This window comes from Pseudomonas sp. S3_A09 (assembly GCF_054668065.1).
Genome location: NZ_CP162752.1, coordinates 342,990 through 364,474, shown reverse-complemented (window position 1 = coordinate 364,474; position 21,485 = coordinate 342,990). Strand labels below are relative to the sequence as shown.

The 21,485-nt window shown below is 62.0% G+C and carries 21 protein-coding genes; 4 read left to right on the top strand and 17 right to left on the bottom strand.

Features of this window, described 5'->3' with window-relative positions; translation table 11 throughout:
• Nucleotides 1-8: 8 nt before the first annotated feature.
• The 10 genes from AB4N92_RS01735 to AB4N92_RS01690 form a co-directional block, all read right to left on the bottom strand.
• Nucleotides 9-704 (bottom strand): ABC transporter ATP-binding protein, encoded by a 696-nt coding sequence (locus AB4N92_RS01735; RefSeq protein ID WP_042572037.1) that lies wholly within the window; start codon nt 702-704, stop codon nt 9-11.
• A complete protein-coding gene (locus AB4N92_RS01730) occupies nt 704-1,453 on the bottom strand; it encodes an ABC transporter ATP-binding protein (protein WP_010209301.1) in 750 nt (249 codons plus the stop codon). Before AB4N92_RS01730 ends, AB4N92_RS01735 begins: the two co-directional genes overlap by 1 nt.
• Nucleotides 1,450-2,460: a branched-chain amino acid ABC transporter permease gene (locus AB4N92_RS01725; protein WP_010209302.1), complete on the bottom strand. Its 1,011-nt coding sequence runs from the start codon at nt 2,458-2,460 to the stop codon at nt 1,450-1,452. The genes AB4N92_RS01730 and AB4N92_RS01725 overlap by 4 nt, the downstream gene beginning before the upstream one ends.
• Nucleotide 2,461: 1 nt before the next feature.
• Nucleotides 2,462-3,322, bottom strand: a complete 861-nt coding sequence (locus AB4N92_RS01720; RefSeq protein ID WP_021492866.1) for a branched-chain amino acid ABC transporter permease — start codon at nt 3,320-3,322, stop codon at nt 2,462-2,464.
• Between the two features lie 57 nt (nt 3,323-3,379).
• Nucleotides 3,380-4,582, bottom strand: coding sequence for an ABC transporter substrate-binding protein (locus tag AB4N92_RS01715; protein WP_010209304.1), 1,203 nt, complete (start codon nt 4,580-4,582; stop codon nt 3,380-3,382).
• Nucleotides 4,583-4,805: 223 nt separating this feature from the next.
• Nucleotides 4,806-5,573: a FadR/GntR family transcriptional regulator gene (locus AB4N92_RS01710; protein ID WP_010209305.1), complete on the bottom strand. Its 768-nt coding sequence runs from the start codon at nt 5,571-5,573 to the stop codon at nt 4,806-4,808.
• A 107-nt stretch (nt 5,574-5,680) separates the two neighbouring features.
• Entirely contained in the window at nt 5,681-6,424 is a 744-nt protein-coding gene (locus tag AB4N92_RS01705; RefSeq protein WP_460129092.1) for an alpha/beta fold hydrolase, read from the bottom strand.
• Between the two features lie 104 nt (nt 6,425-6,528).
• Nucleotides 6,529-7,932 (bottom strand): efflux transporter outer membrane subunit, encoded by a 1,404-nt coding sequence (locus AB4N92_RS01700; protein ID WP_045791864.1) that lies wholly within the window; start codon nt 7,930-7,932, stop codon nt 6,529-6,531.
• The gene (locus AB4N92_RS01695) at nt 7,925-9,895 is read right to left on the bottom strand and encodes a MacB family efflux pump subunit (RefSeq protein ID WP_010209310.1); all 1,971 of its coding nucleotides are present in this window, start codon (nt 9,893-9,895) and stop codon (nt 7,925-7,927) included. The genes AB4N92_RS01700 and AB4N92_RS01695 overlap by 8 nt, the downstream gene beginning before the upstream one ends.
• Nucleotide 9,896: 1 nt before the next feature.
• Nucleotides 9,897-11,066, bottom strand: coding sequence for an efflux RND transporter periplasmic adaptor subunit (locus AB4N92_RS01690; RefSeq protein ID WP_236267552.1), 1,170 nt, complete (start codon nt 11,064-11,066; stop codon nt 9,897-9,899).
• A 365-nt stretch (nt 11,067-11,431) separates the two neighbouring features.
• Between AB4N92_RS01690 and AB4N92_RS01685 the strand changes: the two genes are divergently transcribed.
• The 4 genes from AB4N92_RS01685 (at nt 11,432) to AB4N92_RS01670 (ending at nt 15,496) form a co-directional block, all read left to right on the top strand.
• Nucleotides 11,432-11,914: a sigma-70 family RNA polymerase sigma factor gene (locus tag AB4N92_RS01685; protein ID WP_029529099.1), complete on the top strand. Its 483-nt coding sequence runs from the start codon at nt 11,432-11,434 to the stop codon at nt 11,912-11,914.
• A 119-nt stretch (nt 11,915-12,033) separates the two neighbouring features.
• Entirely contained in the window at nt 12,034-13,371 is a 1,338-nt protein-coding gene (locus AB4N92_RS01680) for a lysine N(6)-hydroxylase/L-ornithine N(5)-oxygenase family protein (protein WP_010209316.1), read from the top strand.
• Nucleotides 13,372-13,448: 77 nt separating this feature from the next.
• Complete coding sequence (locus AB4N92_RS01675; protein WP_010209318.1) at nt 13,449-14,669, top strand: putative DNA modification/repair radical SAM protein; 1,221 nt, start codon at nt 13,449-13,451, stop codon at nt 14,667-14,669.
• Nucleotides 14,666-15,496: a TIGR03915 family putative DNA repair protein gene (locus AB4N92_RS01670; RefSeq protein WP_021492860.1), complete on the top strand. Its 831-nt coding sequence runs from the start codon at nt 14,666-14,668 to the stop codon at nt 15,494-15,496. Before AB4N92_RS01675 ends, AB4N92_RS01670 begins: the two co-directional genes overlap by 4 nt.
• Before the next feature lie 3 nt (nt 15,497-15,499).
• Here the strand turns inward: AB4N92_RS01670 and AB4N92_RS01665 are convergent, their stop codons facing one another.
• The 7 genes from AB4N92_RS01665 to ctlX all read right to left on the bottom strand — a co-directional run bounded on the left by AB4N92_RS01665 (nt 15,500) and on the right by ctlX (nt 21,331).
• On the bottom strand, nt 15,500-15,997 hold the full coding sequence (locus AB4N92_RS01665) for an Lrp/AsnC family transcriptional regulator (RefSeq protein WP_010209320.1): 498 nt from the start codon (nt 15,995-15,997) through the stop codon (nt 15,500-15,502).
• Nucleotides 15,998-16,002: 5 nt separating this feature from the next.
• Nucleotides 16,003-16,833, bottom strand: a complete 831-nt coding sequence (locus AB4N92_RS01660) for an ABC transporter ATP-binding protein (RefSeq protein ID WP_010209321.1) — start codon at nt 16,831-16,833, stop codon at nt 16,003-16,005.
• A gap of 3 nt (nt 16,834-16,836) precedes the next feature.
• The gene (locus tag AB4N92_RS01655) at nt 16,837-17,550 is read right to left on the bottom strand and encodes an ABC transporter permease (protein ID WP_010209322.1); all 714 of its coding nucleotides are present in this window, start codon (nt 17,548-17,550) and stop codon (nt 16,837-16,839) included.
• Nucleotides 17,547-18,248 (bottom strand): ABC transporter permease, encoded by a 702-nt coding sequence (locus AB4N92_RS01650; RefSeq protein WP_021492859.1) that lies wholly within the window; start codon nt 18,246-18,248, stop codon nt 17,547-17,549. The genes AB4N92_RS01655 and AB4N92_RS01650 overlap by 4 nt, the downstream gene beginning before the upstream one ends.
• 72 nt (nt 18,249-18,320) lie before the next feature.
• Complete coding sequence (locus tag AB4N92_RS01645; protein WP_010209324.1) at nt 18,321-19,097, bottom strand: ABC transporter substrate-binding protein; 777 nt, start codon at nt 19,095-19,097, stop codon at nt 18,321-18,323.
• 244 nt (nt 19,098-19,341) lie between these two features.
• A complete protein-coding gene (locus AB4N92_RS01640) occupies nt 19,342-20,388 on the bottom strand; it encodes an ornithine cyclodeaminase (protein WP_010209325.1) in 1,047 nt (348 codons plus the stop codon).
• A 16-nt stretch (nt 20,389-20,404) separates the two neighbouring features.
• Nucleotides 20,405-21,331, bottom strand: coding sequence for a citrulline utilization hydrolase CtlX (gene ctlX / locus AB4N92_RS01635; RefSeq protein WP_010209327.1), 927 nt, complete (start codon nt 21,329-21,331; stop codon nt 20,405-20,407).
• Nucleotides 21,332-21,485: the final 154 nt, after the last annotated feature.

The window sequence follows — 21,485 nt, the reverse complement described above, 5'->3', positions numbered from 1 at the left end:
ATCTCCGGTCAGGCACTCAGGGCCAAATAACGGTTTTTGATGGTTGGGTCGGCGCGGAAGGCTTCGGCGCTGCCCTCGTAGACCACGCGGCCCTGTTCGAGCACGTAGTGGCGGTCGGCGAGCTTGTCGCAGACCATGAGGTTCTGTTCCACCAACAGCACCGGCAGGCCGTCGTCCTTGACCTTGCGCAGGATCTTCACCAGTTCGTCGACGATCACCGGCGCCAGGCCCTCGGTGGGTTCATCGAGAATCAGCAGCTTGGGATCGTTGAGCAGGGCGCGGGCGATGGCGAGCATCTGTTGCTCGCCGCCGGACAGCGCATGGCCGGCGTTTTTGCGGCGTTCCTTGAGACGCGGGAACATGCCGTAGACGTCCTCAAGCTGCCAGCGGCTGGTCTTGCGCGTGGCGATGCGCAGGTTTTCCTCGACCGTGAGCAGGCGGAAAATCCCACGGTTCTCCGGCACCAGCGCCAGGCCCTGGCGCGCGATTTCGAAGATTTTCTGGCCCACCAGCGCCTGGCCGTTGAAGTGGATCTGGCCCTGGCGCGGGCAGATGATGCCGAGGATGCTGCGCAGGGTGGTGGTCTTGCCGGCGCCATTGCGTCCCAGCAGCGTCACCAGTTCGCCAGGGTTGACGGTCAGCGACACGCCTTCCAGCACATGGCTCTTGTCGTAGTAGGAATGGATATTCTCGACGATCAGCATCAGGCAGCCTCCCCAAGATACGCGGTGCGCACGCGTTCATCGGCACGCACGAATTCCGGCGTGCCTTCCACCAGGATCTGCCCGTGGCTCATCACCGTGATGCGTTGGCTGATGGACATGACAATGCTCATGTTGTGTTCGATCAGCAGCACCGTGTGGTCACGGCCTAGGTCGCTGATCAACTGGGTCATGATCGGGATGTCATCGATGCCCATGCCCGAGGTGGGCTCATCCAGCATCAACAGTTTCGGTTTGGAGCAGATCGACATGCCCACCTCCAGCACCCGCTGCTGGCCGTGGGACAACTCGCCGGCGAGGGTATCGGCGCGGGCAGTGAGTTGCAGACGCTCCAGCACCTGGTCGGCCATCTCCAGGTGTTCGCGCTTGCTGTCGACGCGACGCCAGAAATTCAAGGCACGCGCACCGTCGCGGCCTTGGGCGGCCAGGCGCAGGTTTTCGCGCACGCTGAGGTTCTGGAACAGGCTGGTAAGCTGGAACGAGCGCGCCATGCCCAAGCCGACCCGGCCGTGGGCGGGCTTGCGCATCAGGTTCTTGCCGTCGAAATGAATCGCCCCGGCGGTGGCCTGGCGTTCGCCGGTAAGGCAGTGGAAAAGGCTGGTCTTGCCCGCGCCGTTGGGCCCGATGATGGTGTGGATGGTGCCGGCCTCGACCTTGAGGTTCACGCCGTTCACCGCATGGAACGCGCCGTAGGCCAGTTCCAGGTCTTTGGTTTCCAACAGGATGCTCATAGCCCTTCCTCCTTGGCGACAGCGGCGGTCTTGCGGCTGCCACGCACCCGTTCAAACAGCGACACCAGGCCGCCCCACAAACCACCGCGCATGAAGATCACCACCAGGATCAGAATCACCCCCAGCAGCATCAGCCAGCGCGGCCACAGGTCGGAAAGGAAATCCCCCAGCAACACGATGGAACCGGCGCCCAGCAACGAGCCGAACAACGAGCCCGTGCCGCCGACGATGGTCATGATCAGGATGTTTTCGGACATCATCAGGTCGATATTCGACAGCGGCACAAAGTGCAGCAGCATCGCGTAGAGCGCGCCGGCGATGCCGGTGACGGCGCCGGACAGCACAAACACCAGGATTTTGAAGTGGCGTGTGTCATAGCCGATGGCTGAGGCGCGGGTTTCGTTTTCGCGGATGGCCATCAGCGTGCTGCCGAACGGCGAAGCGATCACCCGGCGTGCGCCGATGAAGATCAGCAGGAACAGCACCGCGACAAAGGCGTAGAAGGCGCGGGCGTCGGCCAGTGACAGCAGCACGGTTTCACCCAGGCGGATCTCCGGGCGTGGCACGCTGAGCAGGCCGTTGTCGCCACCGGTCCAGTCGCTGAGGGTGTAGGCGACAAAGTAGGCCATCTGGCTGAATGCGAGGGTCAGCATCACGAAGTAGATGCCGGTGCGACGGATCGCCAGGGCGCCCACCAGCAACGCCAGGAAGCCACCCGCGATGGCGGCGCCGAGCAATGCGGTGAACAGGCCCAGTTGCAGATGAATCATCAGCAACGCCGCACAGTAGGCGCCGGCCCCGAAGAAGATGCCTTGGCCGAACGACAGCAGCCCGGTGTAGCCCAGCAACAGGTTGCAGGCGAGGGCGGCCATGGCAAAGATCAGGATCTCGGTGGCCAGGGTCGCCGAGGGCAATATCAACGGCAGGCCGATCAGTACCGCCAGCACCCACAGCAACATGGCCTTGGATTGGGTCTTGGCGAACGGCAGGGGATTTTTCTCGCTCATCTCAGGCTCTCCCGAACAGGCCGTAAGGACGTACCAGAATCACCACGGCCATTGCGCCATAGATCATCAGGCTCGCGCCTTGGGGCCAGAGTGTGGTCATCAGGCTTTGCACCACGCCCACCAGCAAACCGCCGACCAGCGCACCGCTGAACGAACCCATGCCGCCGATCACCACCACCACGAAGGCCACCCCGAGAATCTCCGGGCCGACAAAGGGCTGGGCGCCGCGCAACGGGGCGAACAGTACGCCGGCAACGCCGGCCAGGGCCACGCCGAGGGCGAAGGTCATGGAGAACAGGCGGAAAATATTGGTGCCCAGCAGCGACACGGTTTCGGTGCTTTCACTGCCGGCCCGCACCAGGGCACCGAAGCGCGTGCGTTCCAGCAGCAGCCACAGGCCCAGGCCGACCAGCCCGGAGAACACGATGAGGAACAGGCGGTAGTAGGGGTAGACGAAGTCACCCACCACCAGCACGCCGCGCAGCAGTTCCGGCACGGCGACGCTCTTGCCCACCGGGCCCCAAATCATCACGCTGGCTTCCTGGATGATCAGCGCGATCCCTAAGGTCACCAGGATCTGGAACATGTGTGGCAAGTGATAGATCCGCTGGATCAACACTCGCTCGATGACCCAGGCCAGTGCGGCCACCACCAGCGGCGCGATCAGCAGCGCCAGCCAGAAGTTGCCGGTGAGGCTCACAGCGGTGTAGCAGATGTAGGCACCCAGCAGGAAAAACGCGCCGTGGGCGAAGTTGACGAAGTTGAGCAGGCCGAAAATGATCGTCAGCCCGACCGCGATCAGGAAGTAGATCATCCCCAATCCGAGGCCGTTGAGAATCTGGAACAGGTAAAGATTAAGCATGCAGGAACCCTCTGCAGGAGGCCGCTTGCACGGCCCTGCGCTACCAAATTCAGGGGATCAGCCGAGCGTGCAGCCCGTGGCTTCCACGGGTGGGAACGACTGGCCGGCGCTGAGCACCTTGGCCAGGTCATCCTTGTCGGCCATGTCGGCAGTGGCCTTGCCGATCAGCAGGTAGTAATCCTTGATCACCTGATGGTCGCCGGCGCGGATCGATTCCTTGCCGGTCGGCCCTTCGTAGCTCAGGCCCTGCATGGCCTTGGCCACGGTGGGCCCGTCGAAGCTGCCGGTGGCGATGATGGTGTCGAGCATGATCTTGGTGCTGATGTAGTCGGCGGCCAGCGGATAGGTGGGGTTGATGCCGTATTGGGCCTGGGTGAGCTTGACCAGTTCACGGTTGAGCGGGGTGTCGACCTGGTGCCAGTACTGCGCGCCAAGGTACACGCCTTCCAGCACGTCGCTGCCCAGTTCCTGGAACTGGTCGAGGCCGGCGGACCACACCAACAGCACTTTCATGCGTTCCTTGATGCCGAAGTTGACCGCCTGGCGCAGGGTGTTGGACGACTGGCTGCCGAAGTTGAGCAGTACCAGCACATCGGGCTTGGCGGCGATGGCATTGGTCAGGTAACCGGAGAACTCCTGTTCCTGCAGTGAGTGGTAGCTGTTGCCGATGTGCTCCAGGCCGTTTTCCTTGAGCACATTTTTTGCGCCTTCGAGCAACGCTTCGCCGAACACGTATTGCGGGGTGATGGTGTACCAGCGCTTGGCGTCCGGCAGCAGCTTGATCAGCGGCACCATGGTTTCGCGGATGGCACCGTAGGTGGGCACCGACCAGCGGAAGGTCGCGAGGTTGCAGTCCTTGCCGGTGACTTCATCGGCGCCGACCGGGGTCATGAACACGCCACCCACCTTGTCGACTTCCTTGGCCACCGCCAGTGCCGACGACGACAAGGTGCAACCCTGGAAGAACCGTGCGCCGTCCTGCTGGATGGCTTCCTGCACCTTGCGCACCGCCTTGCCGGCGTTGCCTTCGGTGTCGATGACCTTGTAGTTCAACGCGCGACCTAGCACCTGCGGGTGCTGTTGCACCGCCAGGCGCGAACCCATGTCGGCAAACTTGCCATAGCTGGCAAAGGCGCCAGACATGGACTTGAGGCCGTAAAAGGTAAAGGGCTCGGCGGCGAATGCAGACCGAATGCTCAGCGGGAGGCTGAGGGCGGCGGCTGCGGTAAGACTGGCTTTCAACAACGTACGACGCTGCATGGGGTGACTCCCTGGTTTAGTTATTGGCAGGAGTGGCAATGGCGATACGGTGGAGCAAGGGCCTGTGGGCAGGCCTGTTATTGGGATAACGCGGTTTTGGTTGGAATAGGGTAAAACTGTGGGAGCGGGCTTGCTCGCGAATGCGGTGTATCAGTCACCGGATGCATTGCTGACCCACTGCATTCGCGAGCAAGCCCGCTCCCACATTGGATTCGTGGTGTCCTTAACGATGATCGAACTCCAATAGAAAATGCGGGCTGACTTCACCTTCCAGCGCCGTCATATGGTGTTCGGCGTCGCACATGTGTTCATGCATCAGGCTGCGCACTGCGCTTTCATCCCCGGCCCGAAACGCGATCAGCAATTGCTTGTGATAATCCAGGTTGGCCGCATCGAACTGCTTGCGCTTGGGCTTGTAGGCCTTTTTCAACACCACCAGGTCACGCAACAGGTCGTTGAGGAACTGCGCCATGAAACTCAGCAACGGGTTGGGGCAGGCCTTGGCCAGCAGGTTGTGAAATTCCAGTTCTGCCAGGCGCTGTTCACGTTGGCCAGCCTCGCTGTCTTCGGGCGCGCTGCAAAAATCCACGTTGTCTTGCAGGGCTTGGTAGTCGTCTTCGCTCAAGCGTCCGAGTACCGACACCGCCAGTTCCACTTCGATGACTTTGCGCAGTTGGTACACCTGCTCGCCGTCCAGGTGCTGGAAGTGCAGGTAGTTGCGCAACGCCCGGCTGGCCGGTTCGGTGCCGGCCTGGTTCAGGTAGGCGCCGCCGCTGGGCCCGGTACGCGTGCTCACCAACCCTTCGACTTCCAAGGCCTTGAGCGCTTCACGGGCCGAGCCTTTGGAGCACTGGAAGCTTTCCATCAGCTCGCGTTCGGTGGGCAAGCGGTCGCCGGGCTTCAAGGCATCGGTGACGATGGAGCGCTTGACCGACTCGACAATCACGTCGGACAGCTTCTGGCGTTTGCGTCGTAGCGGGCGGCTTAGCATAAGTTCGATTTATCGTATTAATGCGGATAAATAGCACTTAATAACGATCGGGGGGCAGCGTCAACGGCGGGTGTCGTTTTCGACGGCAAAAGGTCGCAATCGGGTGGTTACTCCCCGTCGCCTGAGTCCAGGCATCGGGTGGACGGCGGCGGCTGCTTGCCGAAGACCAGGAAATCGCCCACCCAACGGTTGATGCAGCTGCTGGCGTCCTGTTTGGTTGTTTCTTTCAGGCGCAGTTGTTCGACGTGGGGCGCTGCCGATTCGGGCTGCTGCGCATTGACCAGCACCATGCGCGCTACCCGTTCGGGAAACAGGGCCGCGTAACGGTTGCCCAGGCGGGTGGCATCGGCATTGCCCAGGTAGAACAGTTGGGCCTCGCCCAGTTGGCTGCGCACATACTCAAGGTCTTGAGCGGCCTGTTCGACTCCAGTCTCGTTGTCGAGGTCGCGAGGGCTGAGCTCGATGACGTCGTAGCGGTTGACCAGTGTGCGATACGCCGGGTTGGAGTAAGAACCCCAAAGGCTGGTCAGGTGAATGACGAAGGTGCCGCCCTGATTCCTTTTAGGCGCGTCGCCGGCCTGGGCGAACACCACGCCTTCCCGGTTCAGTGGGTCTCGGGCGCCGACGCGGGTCAGGTAGAGGCGCAGGTTGCTTTGCCGGGGGGCTGCGTAATTGCGCGGTACGCTCACGACGCCGCATTGGGTGCGCTGCAGCACTTCGGGGTCCAGGCGTTCAACGGTCGGCAGGGGGCAATCCAGCAGCCAATCGATGGCGGTGGGGGCAATCAGGTCTTGGGCAGCGCTTGCTGTCATCCAGAGACAGGCGCACGTCAGGTATTTTGCGACAGTCATCAAGAGGTCCTGGGCAACCGTGTGAGTGCGGTTTTTTTACCAAGGACCGTTGGTCGAAGAATGTAGGGCGAGAAGACAGCTGGCGTACGAAAACGGAGTTTTGTTTATCGGATCTGAGTCTGCCAGCCGCCGCCTAATGCTTTGTACAACGCGATGCTGGCCTGTAGGCGCGACAGCCGCAGTTGCACGTTCTGGTCCTGGGCTGTGTACAGGGTGCGCTGGGTTTCCAGTACCGTGAGCAGGTCTTCGGCACCCGCCTGATAGCGGCTTTCTGCAATTTGGAAGGCGGTCTGGGCCTGTTGCAGTTCTTCGCTTTGCCATTCGCGCTGCTGGTCGAGACGCGTGATGCTGCTGAGGGATTTTTCCACGTCGGCAAAGCCGTTGATGATCGCACCGCGATAAGTTTGCAGCAGTTCATCCTGGCGCGCGCGGGCCTTGTCGCGTTCAGCACTTAAACGGCCGTTGTTGAAGATCGGCGCCACCAGTCCAGCGGTAAGCGTGTAATAAGGGCTGCGCAGCACATCCACGGCTTTGTAGGCGTCGGAACCCAGGGTGGCGCCAAGGGTGATGGCGGGCAGCATGGCCGCGCGAGCCACCGTGACGTCGGCCTGCGCTGCCGCCAGCTGCGCCTCGGCCTTGGCGATATCGGGGCGACGGCTGAGCAACTGGCTTGGCAAGCCGGCGCCGATTGCAGGCCAGGTCAAGGCTTGGAACGGTTCGGTGCCTAGGTTCAGAGCCTGTACCGGCTGGCCGAGGAGGGCAGCCAGCGTAATCCGCGACTCTTCGGCCAATTGCTGGATCAACGGCAGTTGGCGTTGCTGGCTGGCCACCAGGCTTTTTTGCTGGGCCAGTTCCAGGGCAGTGGCGGAGCCGGCGTCATAGCGAGTCTGTACAAGGTCGAGCACATTACGCGCATTGGCCAGGTTCAACTCGGCAATCTGCTGGCGTTGCTGCGCGGCCAGGGTTTGTGCGTAGCGGTCGGCCACGCTGCTGAGCAAGGTCAGCTCCACGGTGGCCTGGTCAAACTCGCTGGCGCGCACGTTGTGCAGGGCGCTGTCGCGAGCGGCGGCGCGACCGCCCCAGAAGTCCACTTCGTAGCTGGCGGTGAGGTTGGCGCCGAAATTGTCGACGGTGTCATCGCTTTGTGATGCGTCAAGATCCGGTCCACCCGGACCACGCAACAGTTTCTGACGGCTGGTGGTGAGGTTGAGCTTCACCTCCGGCAACAGCGGCGCGCCGGCGATCACTGCACTGGCTTGGGCTTGGCGCACGCGCGCGGTGGCGGCGGCCACGTCGAAGCTGTCACGCCGGGCCTGGTCGATCAGACGGTTGAGCTGCGGGCTGCCAAACTGTGTCCACCATTGCTGATTGGTGGCTTGGGCGGCGTCGCGTTCGGCAAATTGCCAGGCGGCAGGCGGTGCAATCCCGCTGTCGACCGCTGGCGGGTTGCCGGTGCAGGCGCTGAGTAATACGCACAAGGCGGGCAGGTAGAGGGACCGTTTATTCACTGGTCAACGCCTTAACCGGATCGAGCCGGGCAGCTTTACGGGCCGGCATGAAGCCGAATACGACACCGGTGACGAGTGCGCAACCAAACGCGCCAAACACCGCCAATAGGGAGAACTGCACCGCCACCTTGGCCAGCACCAGCACCCCGCCGACCAACAATGCTAGGGCGATGCCGCACAAACCGCCGACCACCGAGAGCATCACCGCTTCCGTGAGGAACTGGCGCAGGATGTCGCGCTGGCGTGCGCCGGTGGCCATGCGAATGCCGATTTCGCGGGTACGCTCGCGCACGGTCATCAGCATGATATTCATCACGCCGATCCCGCCCACCAGCAGGGAAATTGCCGCAATCGAACCGAGCATCAATGACAGCGTGTTCTGAGTGCGGGCCTCGGCCTGGATCATCGCGGCGTTGTTGGTCAGCTCATAGTCGCGCTTGCCGTTGTGCAGCTTTTGCATCAACTGGTCGATGGCCACCTCGGTTTCGCGGACTTTGCGCGCATCGGCCGCCGCGATCACGACATACTCGGGGTTGTAGTTGCCGAACAGACGCACGCTGGCGGCGGTGTAAGGGATGGCAACGCGGTCGTCACTGTCCTTGTTGCCGGAGGCGGCGCCTTTTTCCGCCAGCACACCGATTACCTGGAATGGCACGTTTTCAATCAGGATGTACTGGCCGATCGGGTTGACCTCGCCCTTGAACAGCTTCTCGCGCACGCGATGACCGATCACCGCCACCGTGGCGGCGGCACGCTCGTCGGCGGCCGTGAAGTAATTACCCTCGACCACCGGCCAATTAAAAATCTCCGGGAAGTTGGTGTCATTGCCCCCCACGTAGGCCATGTAGTCGACGTTGCTGAAGCGCACCCCGACTTCGCTGCCGTTGACCGGCATGATGCGCTGGACCTGGGGTAACGCCGCCAGTGCGTGGACGTCGTCGAGGGTCACGATACCCAGGGGCGTGCGCGGGTTGGGCGATGTTCCACTGAGGTAGATAATGTTGGAACCGAACGCCCCCATCTGCGCCATGACCTGGCGCTTGCTGCCCTCACCGACGGCCAGCATCACCACCACCGAGGCCACGCCAATGATGATCCCCAGCAGGGTCAGTGCGGTGCGGAAGCGGTTGATCCACATCACCCGCCAGGCGGCTTGCACCGCGTCCACCAGCTCGGCTTTCCACGCGCCATTGTGCTCGGCGCCGTCGGCCAGGCGCTGGCGCAGATCCACGGCTTGCAGAGCACCGTTCGCTAATGCTGGCGCAACGTCGCTGCTGTCCGCCGAGTCGCTGATGATCAAACCATCGCGAATCTCGATGATGCGATTGGCCCGCGCCGCCACTTCGCGGTCGTGGGTGATCAGGATCACCACGTGGCCCTGGCTGGCGAGTTCATCGAGCAGGGTCATGACCTCGGCGCCACTGTGGCTGTCGAGGGCGCCGGTGGGTTCGTCGGCGAGGATGATATGCCCGCCGTTCATCAAGGCTCGGGCAATGGATACCCGCTGTTGCTGGCCCCCGGAGAGTTGGTGCGGACGGTTGCCGGTGCGTTCGGCCAGGCCCAGGCGCGTGAGCAGGGCGTTGGCGCGGGCATGGCGCTCGGCGGCGCTGATGCCGGCGTAGATCGCCGGCATCTCGACGTTCTCCTGGGCCGAGCCCGACGGGATCAGGTGGTAGCCCTGGAACACGAACCCGAACGCTTCGCGGCGCAGCCAGGCCAGTTCATCGCTGTCCAGGTGGGCGACGTTTTCCCCGGCGAACAGGTAGTTGCCTGTGCTGGGGCGGTCGAGACAGCCAAGGATATTCATCAGCGTGGACTTGCCGGAGCCGGAGGCGCCGACGATGGCGACGAACTCCCCGGCATGGATCGACAGGTCTATGCCGCGCAACACGTCGACCTGCGGGCTGTCGCCGCCGCCGTAGGATTTGCGGATGTTCTTGAGTTCGATCAGGGGCGTGGTCACCTCAACCCCCGTTGCCGTCGGCGGGGCCGATCAGCAGGTGATCGCCTTCGCTCAAGCCGTCGAGCACCTGGACGCGCAGGCGGTCGCTGATGCCCACCTGCACCTGGCGCTGCTCGATACGGCCGTTCTTGCCCACGACCTGGGCGATCTGCTGGTTGGCGTTCGCCGTGCCCGATAACGCGGCAACCGGCGCGGTGAGCGCATCCTTGACTTGGCTGGCGACGAAAAATACCTGGGTGGTCATTTCGGCCATCAGCGCGTTGTCGCTGTTGTCCACGTCCAGCAGCACGGTGTACAGCACCACGCGGCCGCTGCCGCTTTTACTGGTGCTGTTGGGGCTGCCGCTGCCTTGGGTTTCATTCAACGGCTTGGGCGGGATCGGCAGGATCTGCCGCACGGTGCTGGTCCAGCGTCGGTTACCGCCGCTCAAGGTAGTGAAGTACGCGGTCATGCTGGGTTTGACGTGGCCGATATCGGCCTCCGAGACTTCTGCCCACACCGTCATCGGCGACAGCTTGGCGATGCGCAGGATCAACGGCGTCTGCTGCTGGGCATTGAGGGTTTGGCCAACCCGCGCGTCCACCGCGACCACGGTGCCGGTCATGGGCGCGTAGATGCGTGTGTAGCCCAATTCCGCTTCGTCACTGCGCAGGCTGGCCTGGGCTTGCAGGATCTGCGCCTGGAACATGTCGACCCGGGCCTGGGTAGCGCTCAGTTCGGCCTTCGCGGTTTGCACGTCTTCCTCACGGGTGGCGTTTGCGGCGGTCAGGCGTTGCTGGCGCTGGTACTTCTGGCGTGCCAATTCGTGCTGAGCCTTTTGTTCCTGCAACTGGGCCTTGAGGTTTTCGATGGCGTAGCGGCTGGCGTCCAGCTTGGCATTTTGCGTGGACGGATCGATCTCAACCAGCAATTGGCCTTCCTCGACCTGGTCGCCGGCTTCGACGTGGATTTTGCGGATCTGGCCAGAGGCCTGGGCACCGACGTCCACATAGCGACGCGGTTGTAGGGTGCCCAAGGCGGTCACGCTGTTTTCGATACTGCCGCGGGTGACGGTGACGGTGGTGAGAGTGTCACGCCCCGGCGGCAGCACCTGCCAGGCCGCGACGGCGATAAAAGGGATCAGGCACGCGATAACAAGCAAGGCGCGTCGGGCAGGTCGAGGGCGTTTCATGCTTTGGTTCCAGCCAGGAAAGTTCGGACCGCAGTTGCGGGGAGCTGACAAGTAAACGAGGGAATTGCGCGGGGATTTAGGCGGTTACATAAGCAGTTACAGCTCCCTTGAAGAAAAAAATCGTCCGTTGATGCAAGTCTGCTTTAAAAGTAGATGAGAATTACTATAAATTGCACGCACTCAAACTGCCATCACCGAACGGGTTGATTTAAGTGTAGGAGCGAGCTTGCCCGCGAGGGACGTTCAGGCGCTGCGTTTATCCTGAATGCTCGCGATATCATTAACGGTCTTCGCAAGCACGCTCGCGTCTACAGGCTGTTTTTTGCACCCAGGGACCAAATGCCGCCACCCGGCGGTCGGGAGTCATGTTGGAAAACTACTATCGCGAGCTGGTGTGTTTCCTCAACGCCAAGCTGGGCAACCGTCAGGTGGCCGAGGATGTGGTGCATGACGCTTATGTCCGGGTGCTGGAGCGTTCCAGCGACACGCCCATCGAACAACCCCGTGCCTTTTTGTACCGCACCGCATTGAATCTGGTGATCGATGGACATCGGCGCAATGCCTTGCGCCAGGTTGAACCCCTGGACGTGCTGGATGCCGAAGAGCGCTTCGCCAGCAGTTCGCCTCACACCCACCACGATCACGGCCAGCGCCTGGAACTGCTCGAACGCGCCCTGGCCGAGCTGCCGCCCGCCTGTCGCGACAGCTTCCTGCTGCGCAAACTCGAAGGCCTGACCCACCTGCAGATCGCCGAACGCCTGAGCATTTCCCGCGCCATGGTGGAGAAACACATCGTCAATGCCATGAAGCACTGCCGGGTGCGGATGCGCGAGTGGGAAACGCACTGATCGAAGATCAGTTAAATTTTATTTCATTGTCCTCGTTTCCTATCAACACACGACCTGTTGTTCAGGTCTTGAAGGTATTCCCGCCCCACCGCCAAGGGGCTTATCCAGAGGACACTGGAATGACACAGGCAATTGCTTCGCCCGCGGTTCACGACCTGATCGGTATCGGTTTCGGCCCTTCGAACCTGGCGCTGGCCATCGCCCTGCAGGAGCGCGAAAAGGCCCAGGGCAAACTGGATGTGCTGTTTCTCGACAAACAGGCCGACTACCGCTGGCACGGCAACACCCTGGTGACCCAGAGCGAGCTGCAGATTTCATTCCTCAAGGACCTGGTGACCCTGCGCAACCCCACCAGCCCGTATTCCTTCGTTAATTACCTGAAAGCCCACGACCGCTTGGTGGACTTCATCAACCTGGGCACCTTCTACCCGTGCCGCATGGAGTACAACGACTACCTGCGCTGGGTCGCCGGGCAGTTTCAGGCCCAGGCGCGCTACGGCGAGGAAGTGCTGTCCATCGAGCCGATCCTGCACCAGCAGCAGGTTGAAGCGCTGCGTGTGATTTCCCGCGATGCGCTGGGGGAGCAACATGTACGCACCACCCGTTCGGTGGTGGTCAGCGCCGGGGGCACGCCGCGTATTCCCGAAGCGTTCAAGGCGCTCAAGGGCGATAGCCGGGTGTTCCACCATTCCCAATACTTGGAGCGGATGGCCAGCCAGCCATGTGTCGAGGGCAAGGCCATGCGCATCGCCATCATCGGCGGTGGCCAGAGCGCGGCAGAAGCCTTTATCGACCTGAACGACAGCTTCCCGTCGGTGCAGGTCGACATGATTCTGCGCGGTTCGGCGCTCAAACCCGCCGATGACAGCCCGTTCGTCAACGAAGTGTTCTCGCCGGCCTTCACCGACCTGGTGTTCCAGCAAGAGGGCGCCGAGCGTGAGCGCCTGGTCGCCGAGTACCAGAACACCAACTATTCGGTGGTGGACCTGGACTTGATCGAGCGTATCTATGGCATCTTCTACCGCCAGAAGGTCTCCGGCATCGCCCGCCAGGCGTTCCGCACCCTGACCGTGGTCGAGAAGGCCACACCAGGCCCGTTGGGCATCGAACTGGTGCTGCGCAACAACGCCAACGGCGACACCAGCGTCAACCACTACGACGCGGTGATCCTCGCCACCGGCTACGAGCGCCAGACACACCGCGCGCTGCTGGCGCCATTGGAAGACTACCTGGGCGACTTCGACGTGGCGCGCGACTATCGCATCGTCACCGACGAGCGTTGCAACGCCGGTATCTACATCCAGGGCTTCAGCCAGGCCAGCCATGGGTTGAGCGATACCCTGCTGTCGGTACTGCCGATTCGGGCGGATGAGATTGCGGCGTCGCTGTATGCGCTGGACCGTGGGCGCGGCAAGGGTCGTTCGGTGCAGGATTTGTTGCTCGCCACCGCGAGCTGATACCCGCTCCTACAAACGGCACTTGTGGCAACGAGTGGCTATTGGTACTGTACAAAAAACCAGTATCGGTAGCCCCCATGCAGTTGATCGAAAAACTCAGCATCCTCGCCGACGCCGCCAAGTACGATGCCTCGTGCGCCAGCAGTGGTGCGCCCAAGCGCAGCTCCGAGGGCAAGGCGGGGCTGGGTTCCACCGATGGCATGGGCATCTGCCACAGCTACACGCCGGACGGGCGTTGTGTGTCGTTGCTCAAGGTATTGCTCACCAACTTCTGTCTCTACGACTGCCAGTATTGCGTCAACCGCCGCTCCAGCGACGTGCCCCGCGCGCGTTTCAGCCCGGAGGAGGTGGTCACCCTGACCCTGGATTTCTACCGACGCAACTGCGTCAGCGGGCTGTTTCTCAGTTCCGGCATCATCCGTTCGTCCGATTACACCATGGAGCAATTGGTGCGGGTCGCCAAACTGCTGCGCGAAGAGCATGACTTTCGCGGCTATATCCACCTCAAGACGATTCCTGATGCCGACCCGGCACTGATCGCCGAAGCCGGACGCTATGCCGATCGCCTGAGCGTGAACATCGAACTGCCCACCGAGGCCAGCCTGCAGACCCTGGCGCCGGAAAAGAAGATCGTGTCGATCAAACAGGCCATGCAGACCATCTACACCGGCGAGCAGACGGTACGCAACGAGCCACGCGCACCGCGTTTTGCCCCGGCCGGGCAGAGCACGCAACTGATCGTCGGCGCCGACGACACCGATGACAGCACCATTCTCCACGGTGCCGAGGCGTTGTACGGCAACTTCAAGCTGCGCCGCGTGTATTACTCGGCGTTCAGTCCCATCCCCAATAGCCCGAAAACCGTGCCTCTGGCCGCGCCGCCGCTGATGCGCGAGCACCGTTTGTACCAGGCCGATTTCCTGTTGCGCAGCTATGGGTTCAACGCCAATGAGCTGTTCAAAGGTCCTGGTCACCTGGCGCTGGATATCGATCCCAAGCTGGCGTGGGCGCTGGATAATCGCGAAGTCTTCCCTCTAGACCTGAATCGCGCGGAACCGACCTTGATAGCGCGCATTCCGGGCATTGGCCTGCGTACCACCCAGCGTCTGGTGGACCTGCGCCGTGAACGCAAGATCCGCTTCGAAGACCTGGCGCGCATGCGGTGCGTATTGGCCAAGGCCAAGCCGTTTTTCATCACCAGCGACTACCACCCGCAACAGGCCGACAGCACCAGCGTGTTGTTGCGCGAACAACTGCGCGACCGTCCTCAGCCGCAGCAAATGGGGTTGTGGGGATGATCAGCCTGGAGTGCAACAACCTGTTCAGCACTTGGCGCGAGCAGGCGCGCTGGCTGCTCAGCCATCAGATCGACCCCAGCCAGGTGAGTTGGGGCGAGGCCGAAGTGGCGGACCTGTTTGCCACCGACGAACCGATTCCCGAGGGGATGGGGCCTTTCCAGACACGGGTGCCCAAGGCCCTGCTGGAATTGTTGGAGTCGGCCGCCTGTTACCACGGCGACCAGCGTTGGAGCTTGTTGTATGAAGTGCTGTGGCGCGTCAGTCATGGTGATCGCACGGCGATGCTGGCAGGGGACAAACTGGGCAGTGAGTTGCAACGGCGGATCAAGCAGGTCAGTCGCGAGGCACACCATCTGCACGCGTTTGTGCGGTTCATCGCGTTACCCGCCGAGGCCGGGCTGGAATTGCCCGAGTACGTGGCCTGGCACGAGCCGGCCCATGACATCTTGAAATCAGCCAGCCAGCATTTCATCGGGCGCATGGGGCGTCACCGCTGGATGATCGCCACACCGTTGGACGGTGTGTACTACGACGGTGAGCAGTTGATCCATCAGCGCGAATGCCCCGAGGCCTGGCGGCAATTGGCGCAGAATGTCGAGGATCCACACAGTGCGATGTGGCTGACCTACTACAGCCACATCTTCAATCCAGCACGGTTGAACCCCAAGGTGATGGAAGGGCATTTGCCCAGCCGGTTCTGGAAGAATCTGCCAGAGGGCAAGTTGATACCGGGGTTGATCAGTGAGGCGCGTACCGGCAAGCAAAAGGATGGGCAGGCGAAGATGATCGGGGCAAAGCTGGGCAAGCGAATCGCTCGCGCCTTTTAAGGCTCAGCTGAGTTCCGTCGCTGTGTTCTTGACCACCGCCAACTCCGGATGCGCGACCAGCTTATCGATGTGCAATTCGTCGTTGTTCAACCAGGTCTCCGTCAGCACCCGGTAGTGCTCCATATCCCGGCAACGCATGCGCAGGCTGTAGTCAAACGGACCGCTGATCAACTGGCATTCGAACACCTGCGGGCAAGCCTTGACGCAGGCTTCGAAGGCCTTTTGCGCCGAGCGCCCGCTCTGGTTGGACAAGGCTACCAACACCAGCAATGACAGCCCTGGCGAGACCATCTGCACATCGATGATCGCCCCATACCCACGGATCACCCCGCGTCGCTCCAGCTTGCGCACCCGCTCCAGGCAGGGCCTGGGCGTGAGGTGCACCAGCGACGAGAGCTTTTCGTAGGTGATACGCCCCTGATGCCGCAGCACTTCGATGATTGCTTCATCAATGCGGTCCAGCGTGGGGGAGGAATGGGGTCCGTTGGCCTTGGTATCCATGGGGTTCACTTCAAACGGTTGGAGAGAAATTGCTGCAAGCGCTCGCTATTGGGCTGGTCGAGAATCCTGGCATCGCCGTGTTCCTCAACCCGGCCCTGGTGCAAGAACAACACTTGGCTGGACACCTGGCGGGCAAAGCCCATTTCGTGGGTGACCATCAGCATGGTACGACCTTCCTCGGCCAACGTCTGTATGACTTTGAGGACTTCTCCTACAAGTTCTGGGTCGAGTGCGGAAGTCGGCTCATCGAACAGGATGATCTCCGGCTCCATCGCCAAGGCCCGGGCAATCGCCACGCGCTGTTGTTGGCCGCCGGAGAGAAACGCCGGGTACTGATCCGCCACGCGGCTCGGCAGGCCGACCTTGTCCAAGTACATTCGCGCGCGTTTTTCCGCCTCCGCAGCGCTTACGTCCAGTACCCGGCGCGGCGCCATGGTGATGTTTTCCAGCACGGTCATGTGGCTCCACAGATTGAAGTGCTGGAACACCATGGCCAGGCGTGTGCGCAGGTTCTGCAATTGATCTTGGTGCGGCGCACGGGTGCCGGCGCGGCCCTGGCGCATTTCAATGCTGATGCCGTCCAGGGTGATCACCCCGGCGTCCGGCTGTTCGAGGAAGTTGATGCAGCGCAGCATCGTGCTTTTGCCAGAGCCGCTGGCGCCGATCAGGCTGATCACATCGCCCTGGCGCGCATTCAGGGAAACACCCTTGAGCACTTCGTGCTCGCCATAGCGTTTGTGGATGCCTTCGACTTGAAGCTTGATGGCCGCGGTGACGGGTTGGGCAACGGGTTCATCAACGGGATAAGCGGCCAGGGCCTGCGCGGACTGATTCATGGGTTAGCCTCGGGTAGGAACAAGAAAGCGCATCCAGCGACGTTCGGCCAGTCGGAACAGGCCCACCAGTGCAAAGGACAGCAGCATGTAGAGCAGGGCAGCGATGCCGAACGCCTGGAACGTCAGGAACGTTTCGGCATTGGCGTCGCGGGCCACCTTGAGGATGTCGGCGACGGTGGCGGTAAAGGCCAGCGAGGTGGCGTGCAGCATCAGGATCATTTCGTTGCTGTAGGCCGGTAACGCACGACGCAGCGCGGCGGGCACCACCACGAACAGGTTGAGACGCCAACCGTGCAGGCCGTAGGCGCGGGCCGCTTCGATTTCGCCATGGGGGATATTGCGGATCGCCCCGGCGAAGATCTCCACGGTGTAGGCGCAGGTGTTGAGCACGAAGGCCAGCAGCGTGCAGTTCAGCGCATTGCGGAAAAACTGGTTGAGCAGGGCGTTATCCTGCACGATTTCCAGGCTGTACAGCCCGGTGTAGCAAATCAGCAGTTGGATATACAGCGGCGTGCCGCGAAACAGGTAGGTGTAGACCTCCACTGGCCAGCGCAGCCAGACGTGCTCGGAAACACGCGCGAGCGCCAACGGGATCGACAGGAAAAAACCCAACACCACCGAGATGATGAACAACCACAGTGTCATGGCCACGCCGGACAATCCTGCGCCATCGCTGAACAGATAGGCCAGACCGTATTGCTGGAACAGTTCGATCATCGCGCCATCCCCTTGATGCCGAGGTTATAGCGCCGTTCGAGGCGCTTGAGGACGCGGTTGGACAGGCTGGTGATCACCAGGTACATCAGGCCCGCGAGGATCAGGAAGTACAGCGGCTCATTAGTGGTTTTGCCGGCATTTTGTGCGGCCTTGACCAGGTCCGACAAGCCGATGATCGACACCAGCGCCGTGGATTTGAGCAGCACCAGCCAGTTATTGCCCAGGCCCGGCAGGGCAAAGCGCATCAGTTGCGGGAACAGCACCAGGTGAAAGCGCTGCCAGCGGCTCAGGCCATAGGCGGTCGCCGCTTCCAGCTGGCCCACCGGCACGCTGAGGATCGCGCCTCGGAAGTTCTCGGTGAAATACGCGCCGTAGATAAAGCCCAGGGTGATCACCCCAGCGGTAAACGGGTCAATTTCAAAATAGTCCCAGCCGAACACTTCACTCAGGTCGTTGAGCCACAGTTGCAGGCTGTAGAAAATCAGCAGGATCAGCACCAGGTCCGGCACACTCCGGATCAAGGTGGTGTAGAGCGTGGCCGGCACACGCAGCCATTTGGCGCTGGAGAGCTTGGCAGCGGCGGCGATCAGGCCCAGGGCGAGGCTCAGCGCCAGCGCGAGGAAGGCCAGCTTGAGCGTCATCCAGGCACCCTGGGCCAGCATCGGGCCGTAGCCGTGCAGATTCAGGAATTCGTTCATGGGGAAGGAGATCTCTTTTATGCAGGCGCGAGCTCGCTCGCGCCTACAGGGGACTTTTGCCTGGCTCGGACATCACTCGTGGTAGATGTCCTGATCGCCGAAGTACTTCTTCTGGATCTGTGCGTAGGTGCCATCCGCCTGCACAGCGGCGATGCCTTTGTTGATCAGCGCCCGCAGTGCCTGATCGTTCTTGCGCAGGCCCATGGCGATGTCCAGGGGCAGGGTCGGGTCCTTGAAGGCAGGGCCGGTCTTGAAGTCGCTGCCTTCGGGTTTGGACAGGAAGTTGAGCTGGGCTTCGAGCTTGTCGGTCAGGGTCGCGTCCAGGCGGCCGTTCTGCAGATCGGCGTAGTTCTGGTCCTGGGACTGATACGCCTTGATCTGCGCGCCGAGCTTGGCCAGGTGGGCACGGGCGTAGGCCTCCTGCAACGAGCCTTGCAGTACCCCGACTTGCTTGCCCATGAGGGATTCCGGGGTGTCGCCGAAGTCGGCGCTCTTGCGCGTGATCACGGAGGTAGGGCTGAGGAACAGGCGGTCACTGAAGTCGATGATCTTTTCGCGGGCCGGGGTTACAGCCATGGAGGACATGATCGCGTCGAACTTGCGGGCGCGCAGGGCCGGGATCATGCCGTCGAATTCGTTGTGCACCCAGGTGCATTTCACTTCCAGCTTGGCGCAGATCGCGTTGCCCAGCTCGATATCGAAGCCTTGCAGGCTGCCGTCGGCGGCAACGGATTCGAAGGGGGGATATTCGGGGAACACGCCGAAGCGGATTTCTTTCCATTCCTGAGCGTGGGCGGTTGCGCAGAGTGGCAACAGCAACGCAGCGAAGAGTGATCGCAGTGGAGTCATGTGTAGTCCCTATATTTTGTAATTGATGTCAGGGCAGTCATTGAGCTGAAACAAATCGTTCTTATTGGCGCAGAGAATGCTCCATGGTGGTGCGTTTTTTGTGTCGTTTACCCCGTGCTCAAAGCGCGAATTGCGCTGTTAAAACGGGCAATGCAGCGGAATCGGCTGTGCCACCCGCTGAATCGGCTTTTCACCCACCCAAATCTGGGCCGCCCTCGACGCAGAGCGGCAGGCCAGAGCGTTCTCAGGCGCGCTTTTTCTGCTGTGCGCGAGGTTGTTGTGCCAGGCGTGCGAACAGGTCTTTCGGGTCGGCCAGGTCCGGCACCAGCTCCAGGTCGCTGCCCACATCCAAGGCCTTGGCCACGTCCAGCACATAGCGCAGGGCCGAGTAGTCTTCGATGGCAAAACCTACCGAGTCGAACAGGGTGACCTGGCGCGCATTTTCGCGGCCGGGTTGTTGCCCGTTGATCACTTGCCAGAGTTCGGTGACCGGCGAGTCTTCCGGCATGTGCTGGATTTCACCTTCGATGCGGCTTTGCGGTTCGTACTCGACGATCACCCGGGCGCGCTCGACGATACGTCGGTCCAGCTCGGTCTTGCCGGGGCAGTCGCCGCCGACGGCGTTGAGGTGCATGCCGGGTTCGATCATCTCGTCCGTCAGGATGGTGGCGTAGGCCTTGTCGGCCGTGACGGTGGTGACGATGTCCGCGCCTTTTACCGCTTCGGCGACGCTGCCGGCCAGGATCACCTTGATCGCCGGGAAGGCTTTGAGGTTGGCGGCCAGCTTGGCGGTGGCCTTGGCGTCGATATCGAACAGGCGGATCTCAGTGATGCCGAGCATGGCGTGGAAGGCCAGGGCCTGAAATTCGCTCTGGGAGCCGTTGCCGATCAGCGCCATGCTGCGGCTGTTGTCGCGGGCCAGGTAGCGGGCGACCAGCGCCGACGTGGCGGCGGTGCGAATCGCAGTGGTCAGCGTCATTTCCGCCAGCAGCACCGGCAAGCCGGTGTCCACGTCCCCCAGCGCGCCGAAAGCCATCACGGTGAGCATGCCGGCCAGGGTGTTTTTCGGGTGGCCGTTGACGTATTTGAACGCGTACAGCGATGCGTCGGAGACCGGCATCAGCTCGATCACACCGTCCGGCGAGTGGTTGGCCAGGCGCGCGCATTTTTCGAAATCCTGCCAGCGCAGGTAGTCGGCACGGATGTACTCGGCCATCTCGGTGATGCAGGTTTGCAAGCCTTTTTGCGAGACCAGGTAGCAGAGATCGTTGACGTCGATATAGCGGGTCATGACAAGACTCCTTGAGTTATTGGACGGTGGCGCGGGCGGGCAGGTGCACTTCCGCCAGCATGCAGCGGGCACTGCCGCCGCCGATGCGTTCGATGTTGTCGATGTTTACCACCACCGGCCGCGTATGGCGTTCCACGTGCTGGCGCTGGGCGGGTTGCAAGGCGCCCCAGGCGCTGGCGGACATCACCAACAGGGGCTGCCCGTCGCGGTCGTGGATTTCGAGCATGTTGCCGGCGAAGCCCTCCAACTGATCGAAATCGAGCGCGAGGATGTCCTTGCCGGTGTCGCGCAGGGAGCGTTCCAGGCCCTGGCGTTCGCTGGCGTCCGGCAGGGCTTGCAGGCACACCACCGAGAGGTCGCGACCGACGCTCATCATCACGTTGCTGTGGTAGATCGGCGCGTGATGGCGGTCGACGGCGTGAAAAACGCAGAGCTGGTAGTCGAGGCGTTCGGCGAACTGGCGCAGGGCGTCCTGGTGAGTGCGCCCGGAGTGGCAGGCGTAGCTGATGCGGTGTTGGCGGTCGAGCACCATGCTGCCGGTGCCTTCGAGGAAGATGTTCTGCTGTTCCAGGTGGCTGAGATCAATGGTGCTGTTGATCGCAAAACGTTGCTCCAGCACTTGCAGCACGCCTTTGTTGCGCTCCAGTCGTCGGTTCTGGCCTTCCATCGGGTACAGCACCAGGCTGCCGTCGGCGTGGCTGCTCCACCAGTTGTTGGGGAATATCGAGTCGGGGGTGTGGGGCGCCGGCGTGTCCTGCACCACCAGCACTTCCACGCCGTGCCGGCGTAGGGTGTCGACATAGCCGTCGAACTCTTCCAGCGCTTTCTGCTGTGCGCCGAGTGGGTCGAGGGGTTGGCGTTGGAAGCGGTTGTTGATCGCGGTGTCCGGGTTGAAGGCAAAGCGCGCCGGGCGAATCATCAAGACGGTATTGGTGGTTTGCATGGGTGCACGAATCCATGGGTTGAACTGTGGGGCTATTTTGTGGGTTGTGCGGGGTGAATCCCGGCTGAAACCGGGAAGCGGGTCAGCCGGGAAAGCTGAAGAGTGGGGTGAGGCAGCCGAATCGGCTGTTCGGGCGAGCGCAGGTCAAAATTGC

Bases quoted from the DNA above. Each gene is read 5' to 3' on its own strand.
- AB4N92_RS01720 (WP_021492866.1), bottom strand. From the start codon at position 3,322: ATGCTTAATCTTTACCTGTTCCAGATTCTCAACGGCCTCGGATTGGGG.
- AB4N92_RS01725 (WP_010209302.1), bottom strand. From the start codon at position 2,460: ATGAGCGAGAAAAATCCCCTGCCGTTCGCCAAGACCCAATCCAAGGCC.
- AB4N92_RS01715 (WP_010209304.1), bottom strand. From the start codon at position 4,582: ATGCAGCGTCGTACGTTGTTGAAAGCCAGTCTTACCGCAGCCGCCGCC.
- AB4N92_RS01735 (WP_042572037.1), bottom strand. From the start codon at position 704: ATGCTGATCGTCGAGAATATCCATTCCTACTACGACAAGAGCCATGTG.
- AB4N92_RS01730 (WP_010209301.1), bottom strand. From the start codon at position 1,453: ATGAGCATCCTGTTGGAAACCAAAGACCTGGAACTGGCCTACGGCGCG.
- AB4N92_RS01640 (WP_010209325.1), bottom strand. From the start codon at position 20,388: ATGACCCGCTATATCGACGTCAACGATCTCTGCTACCTGGTCTCGCAA.
- AB4N92_RS01660 (WP_010209321.1), bottom strand. From the start codon at position 16,833: ATGAATCAGTCCGCGCAGGCCCTGGCCGCTTATCCCGTTGATGAACCC.
- ctlX (WP_010209327.1), bottom strand. From the start codon at position 21,331: ATGCAAACCACCAATACCGTCTTGATGATTCGCCCGGCGCGCTTTGCC.
- AB4N92_RS01690 (WP_236267552.1), bottom strand. From the start codon at position 11,066: ATGAAACGCCCTCGACCTGCCCGACGCGCCTTGCTTGTTATCGCGTGC.
- AB4N92_RS01650 (WP_021492859.1), bottom strand. From the start codon at position 18,248: ATGAACGAATTCCTGAATCTGCACGGCTACGGCCCGATGCTGGCCCAG.
- AB4N92_RS01710 (WP_010209305.1), bottom strand. From the start codon at position 5,573: ATGCTAAGCCGCCCGCTACGACGCAAACGCCAGAAGCTGTCCGACGTG.
- AB4N92_RS01705 (WP_460129092.1), bottom strand. From the start codon at position 6,424: ATGACTGTCGCAAAATACCTGACGTGCGCCTGTCTCTGGATGACAGCA.
- AB4N92_RS01680 (WP_010209316.1), top strand. From the start codon at position 12,034: ATGACACAGGCAATTGCTTCGCCCGCGGTTCACGACCTGATCGGTATC.
- AB4N92_RS01670 (WP_021492860.1), top strand. From the start codon at position 14,666: ATGATCAGCCTGGAGTGCAACAACCTGTTCAGCACTTGGCGCGAGCAG.
- AB4N92_RS01685 (WP_029529099.1), top strand. From the start codon at position 11,432: ATGTTGGAAAACTACTATCGCGAGCTGGTGTGTTTCCTCAACGCCAAG.
- AB4N92_RS01655 (WP_010209322.1), bottom strand. From the start codon at position 17,550: ATGATCGAACTGTTCCAGCAATACGGTCTGGCCTATCTGTTCAGCGAT.
- AB4N92_RS01645 (WP_010209324.1), bottom strand. From the start codon at position 19,097: ATGACTCCACTGCGATCACTCTTCGCTGCGTTGCTGTTGCCACTCTGC.
- AB4N92_RS01675 (WP_010209318.1), top strand. From the start codon at position 13,449: ATGCAGTTGATCGAAAAACTCAGCATCCTCGCCGACGCCGCCAAGTAC.
- AB4N92_RS01665 (WP_010209320.1), bottom strand. From the start codon at position 15,997: ATGGATACCAAGGCCAACGGACCCCATTCCTCCCCCACGCTGGACCGC.